This is a genomic window from Rhodococcus sp. BP22 (genome assembly GCF_014281965.1).
In the GTDB taxonomy this organism is placed as follows: Bacteria; Actinomycetota; Actinomycetes; order Mycobacteriales; family Mycobacteriaceae; genus Rhodococcoides.
The window spans coordinates 163416-176247 of sequence record NZ_JACFTB010000005.1 but is presented as its reverse complement, the minus strand read 5'-3'; the positions used below and the strand labels follow the sequence as shown (position 1 = coordinate 176247).

Here is a 12832-nt window from a genome sequence, read left to right as displayed (position 1 = left end):
CTTGCAAGACCTCTGACAACTCGGCCCGTCGGATACGGTTTCATACGACCCTCACGGCGCGGGCCAACATTTAGGCTTCATGCTGAGTTGCCCGGTTAAAGTCGAAGCGCCCGTTTGGTTGCATATTGGGTTTGTGCCCGCGCAAGCCTGTCCCGCCTGCGCAGTAGTCGTCCTCGGTTCGCCCACTCCGGGTCTATCACCCGGCCGCGACGGGACCGCTGATCCCATGTCACTCGTTGACGGACCTTGGTGACCACATCGTTGGCTTTGGCGACGAGATGGAAATGATCGACAACCAGCACCGCGTTTGACAACAGATCCGGGGTGCGGACTGCGGAGGCGTCGACCGCCGCAGGTCGATCGCCACGTACTCGATCCCGTCTCGGAACTCCTAACTGCGGGCACGGAGCCAGCACAGCACCGTCGCTGATGTTCTGCCGCTCTGCTGCCCGAGCATGTCCTGGCGGCCGCTGATATCGACGAACACGGTGTCCCACGGATCCTGACGGACGTACTCGCCGGTCGTCTCGCAGCGGTCCCACATGGGCTTGCCTCGGCGTGCCTCGTCGATTCCCAACACCCGCACCGGGCCCGGCTCGGCCAACATCTGCGCGGCCAAAGCGACGAATCGGCAATGCGCGATCGGCCAGGACACACCATGAGTGCCGGCGACTTCGGAAACCGATCATGCGGCATCGCCGATCGCCCATCCCATCCCATCCCATCCCATCGCTCGGCCGAGTCGACCGGTCAGTCTCGCACGCGGCGGTAGCTCGTCGATGCTCTCGGTCAACGATCCGCGATGCCAGTAATCTTCCCGGAATCGCCATCGGGTTTTGTTCCACTGCATCGCAATTGATCTTTCGCAGTACGAGATACCCCTTGGCCTGGTGACCGCATGACACTTCACTGATGTCGACACCACACCGCACCCCGGGCACGCCGCGGCCCGTTCGTCTTCGGTGTAGAACTCGACCAGCTGCACTGCGACGTCGTTGGTGGACGTGCGATTCACGCGGACTTGAGGCTGCCCGAACACAGCACTGTCGCACTCTGATCCATAACCTTGGTGTTCTCGTCGCCTGGTGTGTCGCAACATTCAGACTTCAGGGCAAAGGGCCTTCAGCTGGCAGACACGCCGAACGAGCTCAGGGCCCGGGTTGCCCGCTCAAGATCGAAGAACCGGTTCTACCGCTAAAAATCACTATCCTCAGAGACGCGGACGTGGCGGCTCGAATGACAACAATCGCATGATGCTTACCTTACTGACACATCCACCATCATGAGAACGATAGAAATATCTATAGGATCTTGCGGACTAGCTTTGATGGCACACCAGCATAAACTGAATTCTCTTCGAGGTCAGAAACGACAACACTGCCCGCAGCAACCACGGTACCTGCACCTATTCTAACTCCGGGCAGGACGGTCACATTCGCACCAAGCCAGCAGCCTTCTTCTATCCGAACACCTTTGACTATCTGTTCAAGACCACGACGCTTTTCTTGCGGCCCGATATCATGAGTCACAGTCAAAATCCTACTGCCGGGACCGATCGCCACGTTAGGGCCCAGATAGACCTTACCTGTGGCATCAACGAAGCAATCATAATTCAAGATCACACCAGGAGATACCCTTAATCCTGCACCACCCACAAAAAGACCAGGGGCGATAAAGCTTTTCGCAACGTCTAATCCACTGAGCTTGTAAAACCGCCAACGCACTGGCGCCGGAATTAGAACCGATGCCAGTATTCGATTTCGGACCAAGTCGCGAACTGCGCGCGCACCATGCCGCTTGACCCCTTTGGCTGCAAACATCCGACCTCTCCTTTACGAACCACAGACTCTTAGACATGCGGACTAAATGATTCACGCTAGGCCGCAAAAAGGCCAGCTGCAAACCCTCGAATCGATGCTCCGAATTTTGCGAATCCGCCATTCGGTTCACGTACGACACGGAGACTCATGATTAGAGACTCGCGCATTCTGTACGGGTGCAGGCAGTAGATCAGCCCGAATTCTTCACGAAGTACAATCAGTCGATTCCGTTGCATATAGTAGTAGAATAGACTACTGCGACCCTCTTGACTGGATGTTGCACCCACCGCATGCCACACTGTGGATCCGGGATCAACGATCAATTTGAAACCTGCCTTTGCAGCTCTAATTGACAGATCGGCATCCTCCCAATACATGAATAGGTCTTCGCGAAAACCATTCAATTGCCGCCAAGCTGAGACGCAAACCATCAAGGCCGCACCGGTGAGGAAATTGCAGCAAACGACATCTTCTACTGGAGAATGGGAATGCTCGGTACGACCCTTTTTTGAATCGATCACTCCACCTGAGAACCAAATTTCCGCCCCCCCCACACCGGTAGTGATGACGGGTGAAGCAAACGAAGCCTGCTCAGCCACCATCGTCCGAAGGAGGTTTTCCGCACAATCCACCGCCGGTAAAGTATCTGGATTCAAGATCCACAAGACGTCCGAAGAATCCATTACGAGGCTATTAGCACCAAGATTAACGGCAGCGCCAAATCCTATATTGTCCGGTGCTGTCACGATACTAACCGGTTTGCCGTTACAGCAAGACTTCAGATTGAACGCCTCGGTTGCATTAACAGAATTATCCACAACACAAATTGACCCAAAGTATGCTGGATCAATCGCCGACAGAAGTTGCTCAACCATCTCACTTGAAAAATAGTTGACAATAATTAAATGAACCCGACTATCAACGTTTGGGCCCATATCAGACGGTTGCATCTGGTAGAAGTTCATAAGTCTTTTCGATCACCATTCTGGTAGCTCTCTGGGCGGCAACCGACATCGACGAAGCACGGTCGACACGCGCCCTTCGACACGCCTCTGAATCATCTGATCCGAACATATCCAAGATCGCTGCTCCACTAACAGGGGTCTCGTTCTCAAAACCCCAGGTATCCACGTATGCAGCGAGCTTTTTGACGCCGACCAGCGGGATGACCCTGACGCCGGCGGCCATCGCAGTGATACTCACATGCAGACTTGAAGCGATCACCACAGAAGCACTCGTTATACAAGTAACAATCTCATCCAAAGTCTTCGGGATAACAAGAGTACTCGCACATTTCAGCCTTCGTGAAACCATTTCGAGTCCGCTTTGATCCGAATGCGCACTCGCTAAGCCCACTGGGAGAAGGACTAATCCGCCCACTTGCGTCCCGATCTGCGAGAGCGCGTCGATAGTTTCCTGCGAGCAAGAAGAAGCCCAACTTCGCGACATCTGGAGAACTACAGGCCCCGAGTCGGACCCACCGCCGACTGGTGCGACTTCCCGCTGCCTCTTGAAGCGCGGCAGATCCAATATCGCAGCGGCCGAATCCGGTACAACAGGAAGATCAAGCCCAAACCGTGCGGCAATTGACGCGGAAGTATTGTCGCGTACTGTCGCCACTGCTGCCTTCGCGACTATTTCCCATAGCTTCCGCTGTTCAGCAATTGGCAGGATATCTGAGTGTGTAGCACCAATAGCGTTAAAACCGACGGTTTTGATTGTACGGACATCAGGCACAAACGGATATTCCCAGTATCCCCTCAGCATGTGACGGCCAAACCACTCCCTCGAACGGCGGGGAACGCCCTTCCTGGTAAAGCGCACTGCCGAGTCCATCCAATCTGGTTGCAGACTAGACCACATGCTGAACCAACCAGCGCCCAAAACTTCACCACCCCCGACGATCAGTTTCTGACCGCCTGATTGGAAAGCGGCCTGCGCGCCTACCGTTTCCACCCCACCCTCACGTTGCATGTCCCCCTTGCCGATTGTGCAATGAATTAGCCTGGAAGCGCTCTCACGATTTTTAATTCGTGCGTATGAAGCATCAAGCATGATGGGAAACAATAAGTCACCATAGTTGAACCTGTCGTAAGCACCAAGTGTTAAATTCGGCATAGACCTATCCTTTCGAAAGATTGCAGCACGAATAAGCCTTAAATGTATCTCCGTATTTCTTCAAGCAGATCATGCCTTACCTCTGAGTATTCTAATTGAATTTACTAAACCGGACCACCTAGGCATCCAGGCAGATATATTGACTTTCAACAGAACCGAGGAAGCCAGCGACGTTGTGGCAAATCCAACCACGGACCCGACAGCCGCTCCGGTCAAGCCAAACGCAACACCGAATCCAATGACTGCCAACAAACCAACGACAAAACCGATATATTGCGCAAAACTGGCACGAAGATTAAGCCCCTGCGCAATCATGTTCGACGTCAGAGTGTAATTTGCGACAACAAAGATCAAACCTATGCCCAAGATTTGTGCAGCCATAACGGCGGCGCGAAATTCAGATCCGAAGAAGAACGGAACTGCCCAAGGTGTAACCGCAAGGATCCCAAGCATTGCACAAAAACCGATCGACACTGAAGCATTAAGTGTGCGCGCCGCGATCTCTTTCTTGCCAATCGTATCGAGATTCGCTGACTCTCGGAATGTAGCAGTGCCGATTGCCTGACCTACAGGCGCGGGAGCAAGCGCAATATTAACTGCAACCGCATAGTTTCCTAGAGCCGCACTTCCAATGAACGGTAGAAGCACCAATTGATTCAGTCGGTAAGACGCTATCTCAGAGATCTGAGCACCAGCTGAGGCAAGTGATTCTCGAAGCAAACTACGTAGAGAGACCAGCTTTCCAAATTTCTTACTATCATCAATAGATGAAGTCAGTATGTAGGAGACGAGAATCGACGTTGTCGTCGTAGCGATGGCGCTTGCGATGTTTAGAGATCCAGACACAAACAGGATGAGAATTAATATTACATTTGTTAGTGGTTGGCTTACCGTAGCTAAGAACAGCGCACGGAAACGATTTTGCACTACAAGGAGGCTATACAGACAGTTCCTGCTTATTATCAACGGTGTCAAAGCTAGTCCAACCAACAACCAAACCTTCGCAGCGTTGGGTAGCGCAGACAGAAGAGTTGCATTTAACACTAGGCCAATTACTACCGCGGGTACGAGCATTGCAAGACTTAGAACTTGAGCTGACCGAACAACCAGGTCACGCCCATCCAGACTCAGTGCGCATCGTCGACGGACCGCCCAAGGCAGGCCGAGAGCAAGCGCGATCGGAACGATCATCAAAACTGTCATTGCTGCAGCAATGAGGCCTCTCCCGTCCGCACCAGTGGACCGGGCGATCATCGGAGAGGTAACTATTGCGGCTGCGGAGGCAACTATTCGCGAAACTAGGAGACCAGCGGGCGTCGACACAACCGAGTTCACTGCACCGGACGTACGTTTGGCAGTCGATCCGACCAACCTAAACATGGTCACGACGATCTACTTCTGAACAGTTAATGAAGTTAGCTGTCACCGCACCTGCCGTTATTGACGGAATCACAAAAGCGCTTTCGAGTGATGGGAAAGCCGTTTCGCGCACTCGAAAGATTAGGTCTCCGTCACCAGATCGACTACACGACATCCAGTCGGTCACGTCCAAGGAGGCATGGCTCGTACGCATGAAAGGCAAATCGGTTTCAACCGCGATCTCTTGTGCCAGCAGGTTGTATCCATAGCTGACAAGAATTTTGCAGCGCGACGCCAGAACCGATACCGAGGAAGTCCCGTCCCATTGTTCGACTATTGTATTTAGCTTCACTTTTTTCCTGGGTTCCATGTTCAATGCTTTTCCGACTCAGGTTGGTCCAGCCGCCCCTTATTTGCTTTCGTTTCCGAACCACTGTTAGCTAAGCTCAGCAAACCTAAAGCGACCATAACACCGCCCACTACTGCGAAACTTCTCGAGTACACAACCGGAGCGACTGTACTGACCATTAACATCGAGATAAAACCGCAGGCCGACACTGTCCAATAGTCTGCGCGACCAGCCGCCAACTTACCAGCTCGGATCATACGGATCACGGATCCAATAATAGCTGAAAGAATCATAACGCCCATTACAAAACCAAATTTGACAAACAACAATACATAGAAATTGTGCAGATAGAGCCGGCCTTCGTCTCCTCGAAACGGTTCGCTCGCAATTCGATCACGATAGAACGCGCCCAACCCACTCCCAGCGAGCGGGTTTTGAATCAAAAATCGAACGGCTGCTTCTGTTTCGGTAAACCTCCATCCAACTGACGGGTCGCTACCAATCGCATCCGGGGCAATACCAGCAATCACTCGTGAGGAGAACGAGTCAATTACATTTCCGAAATAGCCGAATTGATAGCCAATCCAAATTGGTATTCCAATAAAGATGCTGACCCCGACGACCAAAGCTAACATTCGACCTAAGCGGTCCAGTCTAGCCAAAGAAGCCGGGAGCAGAAGCGCGGAGAGCAAAGCCGTAGCCAGGCCAAGTAGCGAGTTGCGTGAATACGCCATCGTGGTGAGCACCAATGTGGACGCAACTCCCAACCACATCCAGTTTCTACCAATAAGCCGAGAAAGGTTGACTCTGAGTACCCATGCTGAACATGCGAGGCATAGTAGAAGTAAGGCCACTGGAACTGGCTCGGTCTGTATGCGTTTAGCTGTCAAATATCGAGCTTGTCCATTATAGTAAATTGCATTCTCTGCGCCCCGCTCTGTACCAACTATTGACAGTTGTCCTAGCTGGCTAGCTATAGCGAGGAGAGCAGTAACCGCTATCAGACCGATCATCAATCGGATACCAAATATAAGCGCCCGAGTATTCTGTATTGAATATGCGCCGATGACCAAGCCTGCCAGCAAGTAGAAGAATGGCCGTCCGTCACGCACAATCCAGGACGGGCTAGCTCCAGCAACCACGCCGATAGCAATGGAAATTATCGCGCAGTAAAATAGCACTGCGCTGCCCGGGGTGTTGCGAAGGTAACGAAAGGCTAGTGCCACTGCTATTACCAAAAAAATGTCGGCAAGATAAACTGATCCGACTGGAAGTTCAACCTTCCATTCCGTCTCGAACAATGATGGAAGCGATGCAGAAGCCACAGCGATCCAAATAAATCGCCCTCGTCCAACCCCATCAGTTTTTAGCCCGAGATCCGGACGCAGCTCCGAGGAGTGTCGTAGCTTTGACGTGTTAGACATTTCTGTCCGCGATCCTATGTGCCAAAGATTCTTTCAGAAGCAAGATTGCCTGCGCCTCATCCGCAACCTTTTCATCAAACTTCACGCTGAGCCGTTCCGCACACGAAGCGGGGTCGGCAAGCGCTTGTGCAATCGCATTTACAATGGACGAGCTTTCGTTCGAAGTGTAGTAAGCAGAAGTTCCGAAGTAACTACGAAGTTCTTCATAGTTGCTGGTGACCAAAGGGGTCGCCGCTGCTAGAGCCTCATATGCGGCCCGCTGCATCGTATGCGGCCGGTTCGTCAATGCTATTAACACAGTGGAAGTTCGTACCAATTCGTCATATTCGGCAGCGTCTAAGTATCCAGTAAAGATTACGTTACGGGGCGCGTGTCCTTTAACGGTCTGCGGTGCTTTACCAGTCAGGTACCACTGAAGCTCAGGAGATAAAGAAGCAGCCTCAAGAATTTTTTGTAGTGGTTCATCGTTTGCGTAGCTAAGCGGCACTAGCACTTGATTAGTTTTTCGCTGCATTGTAACGCTTTGATCGTCACCAGAATCCACGGGGAGCGGGTCGTGCAAGACCTGCGCCTCCACTCCATTAGCAAGGCATGTTTTTTGCAACTTCGCGTTCGTCACTATTGCTAGATCACAGGTCCGGAACAATCTCAACGTTATCGGTAACGCCCACCGCCATTTAGGATCCAGAAAGACTCCGCTATGCAGATCAGCAACGACGACTGATCGCCTAGCACTGGCATACATTCGAACAATGAACATCAACGGGATGGGCGGTAGCATAATGACAATTACTTTTGGTCGGCTTGCTCGTAACTCACGCACTGTCTGGACGGCCGAGTCCACGTATCGAAGTATGGGGTTCCGCAAGGATGATTCAATATAGACCGCTTTATATCCAAGCACATCGGCGAGGCTCTGGCTGCGCCCATGGAATCCAATCCAGCTTATGAATACGCCGTTCGAAGTCGTATTATTCATCGTTTGACCTAGTCTCCACAGTTCTGTAGGCAGCCGTTAGAAGTGTACTTCGGTCAGGTCTCTCAAGATCGAGGGCTTGTGCTAGACCTCGTTTTACCATCGTGTCTGCAATTTGCTGTTGGTGATCGTCGATATGTTCGTTGTATCTCTTTTTTCGTATGGCTAGAACCGGAGATGAACCTGCGTCCAGTATATTTATTATCGATCCAACACCCGCGTGGGTGATGACGACATCAGCATGTCTAATATTGAAATCGACCTCTTCCGAAGTTAACTCTCTAAAACTCTCCCCAGGGAGACCGTCCCGCCACGATGTACCAAGTTGCCAAACCACGCTATCGCTTGGCCTCAAGATTTCAAGCACAGCGTCCACAGCGCGTTCAAAGACATAAGGCTTGATGGTACCGAGCGTAACAAATACCTTTAGAGGCCGTTCAATCGGCGTTGAATTAGATACGGTCCACTTGTCGAGTAAGGAACCGATGTAAGTCCATTTCTTTAGGTTCCAGCTTGAATGCTGGGTATAGGTCTCAACTCCCGGCACCGTCGCCATAATTCGACCTGTCAACGATGGCCCTGCTGTACGACTTACGCTCTCAATGTAGATGGCCCGTGCGCCGCAGATACGCGATAAGGGAAGAATGAATGTGGCTACTGCTGCTCCCGTGCTGATGCAAAAGTCGAATGATTCCGACCTAAGAGTAGGAAGTACCTGCCAGGCTGCCTTCATTGCTTTATAGAGATCACGTGGTCGTACGTAGTCGACATATACTCTCCGCTTGTTTCCGAGGAGGCTTCGTGATTGCTGGTTATCGAAAGTAACCCAGACCGAATCACCTCGGTAGGAAGATAAATTCGATATTCTTACTAGCTGCTCTAAGTGGCCGCCCGTCGATGCAACCCAAAGGCCCTTTTTCCCAGTTCCCATGATCGTACCGAGTGTTTCATTTGACCTAATCACCAGTTACACCTTTTCGCCCAAATTCAGCCGCGGATCTTGCAATTAAATTCGGACGCATATCGTTGCGAATATTCATTAGAATGCCATAGTTGTTTGCCAGTTCAATAGGCACCATCACTTCCAACCACAGCTTTAACGGTTTTGGCGATAATCAACAAGTCGCCCACCATGGACCAATTCTCGACGTACGATAAGTCAAGTCGCACAGTCTCTTCCCATGACAAGTCTGATCGGCCACTCACTTGCCAAAGCCCGGTAATACCAGGCTTGACCAGTAGTCGGCGTCGAACTTCACCGTCATACGTTTCCACTTCGCGACGGAGGGGCGGCCGAGGTCCGACAACGCTCATTTCGCGACGAAGGACGTTCAAGAACTGTGGCAGTTCGTCGATGCTGAACTTCCTCATGAACCTGCCAACCTTGGTAACCCGCGGATCTTCGCGCATCTTGAACAGCACGCCGCCAGAACTCTCGTTCTGGGCGAGCAGAGTATCCACCTGCTTGTCGGCGTTCTGGATCATGCTGCGGAACTTGATCATTGGGAACGGCTTACCGTCGATGCCCATGCGCTCGGACTTGTAGAACACCGGTCCTCGACTTGTCGCCTTTACAGCAACGGCTGTCGCTAGCAGAATCGGCGAAATCAACGTGAGCACCACAATGGAGAAGACGAAGTCGAAAGCCGTCTTGCTGAAGCGCGTCGCGCCGTTGTACTGAGGCTTCTCTACATGAATGAGCGGGAATCCCGCGACCGGGCGCATGACCAGGCGCGGGCCCGCCACGTCGACGACACCGGGAGCGACCACGAGGTCTACGTTCTTCTTCTCCAGATCCCACACCATTTTGCGGATTCCCTTGGTGCCGAGGTGTTCGGTAGCAGTGACAGCAACCGTGTCGGCTCCCGAGGCCTCAATGGCTTCGATTACGCTGTGTTCGTCGCCCAGCACCGGAATCTCGTAGCCTTCGATGATCGCGGCATCACGCTTGGCTTCAAAGCCCGGCAGACAGATGCCGACCACGCTGTACCCGGCCGCAGGTGATCGTTCGAACTGCTTCGCCATCGATACCGCTGCTGTTCGGCTACCGACGATCAGCACGGCGGTCTGGTACTTTCCCTTGCTGCGCTTGGCTGCGACACCCTTCCGCCACACCCAGCGACTAACCAGAAGGCCCAAGAGTCCGACCGGGAACGCGATAGCTAGGTAGAGGCGAGCGATGTCAATCTTGAATAGGAGCGAAAGAATCGCAATGACACCAAAGAGCCGGAAGGTAGCCGAGACGATCCGTCGGTACTCCTCTGCACCGTTCCCGATCACCCGGGTCGAACGGGTGCGGAAGATAGCAAGGAACGAAATCCAGAGCCCTGCTAGGCCAACAGAGACTCCTGTGTAACTCAGCATCGCTGTGGTCTGCAGTTCGCCGAACCGGATCAACTGCGCCAGCGCAACGGCAGCGACGACAACAAGGACGTCGGTAACTCGGAGCCTGTCTATGTACTGGTGTTCCCACACCCGGCGAGAAGTCAATCGGCGTACCCGCCACGCCTGTTTGCCCGGCGATACTGTGTGCGAAGTCTGCCGCACTGATCCCAGCGTTGCCACCGACTCCCCTCCTAACGGTGCTTCGACAGCCTTGGGGGCGACTGTCAACGATTGCCTGCGAACCCCGATGATTCATATCCACAATGGCATGAAGGCACTTTCTCCAACCCGATCTACTCGCGCATTCAAATTTTCGCACGTTGCCTGAAATTCAACTCTCCAAGTGAGTCAAATCACATTTTAATTACGCGGTCTAATTGGTTTACCATACCCAACGCTTAGAGCGCGAGCGTAACGAGTCGAGAATCCCGCACACACCACACATCGAACGAGCGCAGCGCGTTGTTACACCCACGCGAAAAATCCATCTTGAGCAGCAAACATCAAGCGTGGCAAGTATTCTCCTGCTATCACTTCGGGTCACACATACCCGCCGGCCTCCCTCAGAAAACCACCAAAACGAGGTTTCGACCGCGATCCCCATGCATAAATTCTCGTAATACGAAACATTAACAATGTTATCGAATGCTCAATAAGCAGTCACTTAGACTGTTTTTAGGCGACGTGACGGTGGGTCCGCCACGGATTCATACGATTGAATGACGGGAGTTCTTTTGGCCTTCGACAGACATTTTTGCGACTGTTAAATCGCTATAAACAATGTCAGATTTGCTTTACGGGCGACCAAGCCCGCGGTAGGTCCAGCCAGCGTTGCGCCACTCCAGCGGATCGAGGCAGTTCCGGCCATCGATCAAGGTTTTCGCCCGAACCACGCTGTCGAGGTCCTTGGGTGTCAACGCCTTGAACTCTTTCCATTCCGTCAGTACAAGCACTACGTCCGCACCTTCGCACGCTTCGAGCGCTGAGGTGCTGTAGCCAAGTGTCGGAAACAGCGCACGCGAGTTGTCCATCGCCTTCGGGTCGTACACGTTGACCGCAGCACCCTGCAGCTGGATCTGGCCAGCCACATTGAGGGCCGGAGAATCACGCACGTCGTCCGAATCAGGCTTGAAAGCCGCCCCGAGCACCGCGACCCGCGCACCCAGCAGGGACCCGCAGGCTTCTCTGGCCAACTCCACCATGCGGGTACGGCGGCGCATGTTGATGTTGTCGACCTCGCGCAAGAACGTCAACGCCTGGTCGGCACCCAATTCACCGGCTCTGGCCATGAAAGCGCGGATATCCTTGGGCAGACATCCGCCACCGAAACCGATGCCAGCGTTGAGGAACTTACGGCCGATGCGATCGTCGTGACCGATGGCATCTGCCAGCACTGTCACATCGGCCCCTGCCGCTTCACAGACCTCGGCGATCGCGTTGATGAACGAAATCTTGGTAGCGAGGAAGGCATTGGCCGAGGCCTTGACCAACTCGGCAGTCGCCAGATCGGTGACAAGGAAAGGAATTTGCTCTTCGAGCAGCTGCGCGTACACCTCGCGTGCCAGTTCCTCTGCACGGCCGGGTCGCACTTTGTCTACACCCAATACGAGACGATCCGGATGCAAGGTGTCCTTGACTGCGTAGCCCTCACGGAGGAACTCCGGGTTCCACGCCACCTCGACCTCTTCGCCCGCCGGCGCGAGCTCACGGGCTCGTGTCGCAAGCCGGGCAGCGGTCCCAACTGGGACCGTCGACTTTCCGAAGATGACGGCCGGCTTGGTGAGCAGTGGTGCGAGCTGCTCGATGACCGCATCGACATAAATCATGTCGGCAGCGAACTCACCCTTCTTTTGCGGTGTGCCGACACCGAGGAAGTGGACCTCGGCGAACTCAGCAGCCTCCTCATAAGAGGACGTGAACTTCAGACGCCCTGCCGCGATGTTGCGCTGGAGAACCTCTTCGAGCCCAGGCTCGTAGAACGGCACCTCGCCAGCCTCGAGCTTGGCTAGCTTGGCTGGATCGACGTCGACACCGAGGACCTCATGTCCCAACTCCGCCATACACGCCGCATGGGTCGCACCGAGATAACCGGTTCCGAACACGGTAATTCGCATGGTGGAGTCTTCCTATTTCAGAGGCCGAATGTGAATCGCGATCAGTCGAAAGCGAAGCCGAGCACATGACGTCAATGACTGGTCATTGCTCTCGCACATACTAAGGGCCCGGTGTGACAAATTGCGCGTTGGGACTTCCGCCGCCAGTTGGACAGCCACGACGCAACCGACACTGTGAGTGACCACGAGATCGCCAGCGGGGCAACGGGTCAGAATCGTCAACACAATCGGGCGTCTCACAGGTTTCATCCGTCGTTCAATTGAATGAATTCGGTTCCAATTTCGGC

13 protein-coding genes are annotated in these 12832 nt (G+C 53.5%); all 13 read right to left on the bottom strand.

The annotated features are described in order from the left end of the window. Positions 1-95: 95 nt before the first annotated feature. The 13 genes from H2510_RS21210 to H2510_RS12570 all read right to left on the bottom strand — a co-directional run bounded on the left by H2510_RS21210 (position 96) and on the right by H2510_RS12570 (position 12545). Positions 96-257 carry a hypothetical protein gene (locus tag H2510_RS21210; RefSeq protein ID WP_397517363.1) on the bottom strand — a complete coding sequence of 54 codons (162 nt, stop codon included), beginning with the start codon at positions 255-257 and terminating at the stop codon, positions 96-98. Between the two features lie 134 nt (positions 258-391). Continuing rightward, positions 392-655, bottom strand: coding sequence for a hypothetical protein (locus tag H2510_RS21085; protein WP_186628661.1), 264 nt, complete (start codon positions 653-655; stop codon positions 392-394). Between the two features lie 30 nt (positions 656-685). Next, positions 686-850 (bottom strand): hypothetical protein, encoded by a 165-nt coding sequence (locus H2510_RS20820; protein ID WP_261392905.1) that lies wholly within the window; start codon positions 848-850, stop codon positions 686-688. Between the two features lie 451 nt (positions 851-1301). After that, positions 1302-1820 carry a DapH/DapD/GlmU-related protein gene (locus H2510_RS12615; protein ID WP_186628660.1) on the bottom strand — a complete coding sequence of 173 codons (519 nt, stop codon included), beginning with the start codon at positions 1818-1820 and terminating at the stop codon, positions 1302-1304. Positions 1821-1876: 56 nt separating this feature from the next. Next, positions 1877-2785 carry a glycosyltransferase family 2 protein gene (locus H2510_RS12610; RefSeq protein ID WP_186628659.1) on the bottom strand — a complete coding sequence of 303 codons (909 nt, stop codon included), beginning with the start codon at positions 2783-2785 and terminating at the stop codon, positions 1877-1879. Beyond that, entirely contained in the window at positions 2757-3938 is a 1182-nt protein-coding gene (locus tag H2510_RS12605) for a polysaccharide pyruvyl transferase family protein (RefSeq protein WP_186628658.1), read from the bottom strand. Before H2510_RS12605 ends, H2510_RS12610 begins: the two co-directional genes overlap by 29 nt. Before the next feature lie 69 nt (positions 3939-4007). Beyond that, the gene (locus H2510_RS12600) at positions 4008-5318 is read right to left on the bottom strand and encodes an oligosaccharide flippase family protein (RefSeq protein WP_261392929.1); all 1311 of its coding nucleotides are present in this window, start codon (positions 5316-5318) and stop codon (positions 4008-4010) included. Further along, entirely contained in the window at positions 5311-5667 is a 357-nt protein-coding gene (locus H2510_RS12595; RefSeq protein WP_186628656.1) for a hypothetical protein, read from the bottom strand. The genes H2510_RS12600 and H2510_RS12595 overlap by 8 nt, the downstream gene beginning before the upstream one ends. 2 nt (positions 5668-5669) lie before the next feature. Then, on the bottom strand, positions 5670-6971 hold the full coding sequence (locus tag H2510_RS21080; protein ID WP_186628655.1) for an O-antigen ligase family protein: 1302 nt from the start codon (positions 6969-6971) through the stop codon (positions 5670-5672). A gap of 91 nt (positions 6972-7062) precedes the next feature. Continuing rightward, entirely contained in the window at positions 7063-7689 is a 627-nt protein-coding gene (locus H2510_RS12585) for a glycosyltransferase (RefSeq protein WP_186628654.1), read from the bottom strand. Positions 7690-8041: 352 nt separating this feature from the next. Next, entirely contained in the window at positions 8042-8593 is a 552-nt protein-coding gene (locus H2510_RS12580) for a glycosyltransferase (protein ID WP_186628653.1), read from the bottom strand. Between the two features lie 518 nt (positions 8594-9111). Beyond that, positions 9112-10593: a sugar transferase gene (locus H2510_RS12575; protein WP_186628888.1), complete on the bottom strand. Its 1482-nt coding sequence runs from the start codon at positions 10591-10593 to the stop codon at positions 9112-9114. A gap of 632 nt (positions 10594-11225) precedes the next feature. Continuing rightward, positions 11226-12545 (bottom strand): UDP-glucose/GDP-mannose dehydrogenase family protein, encoded by a 1320-nt coding sequence (locus H2510_RS12570; protein WP_186628652.1) that lies wholly within the window; start codon positions 12543-12545, stop codon positions 11226-11228. Positions 12546-12832: the final 287 nt, after the last annotated feature.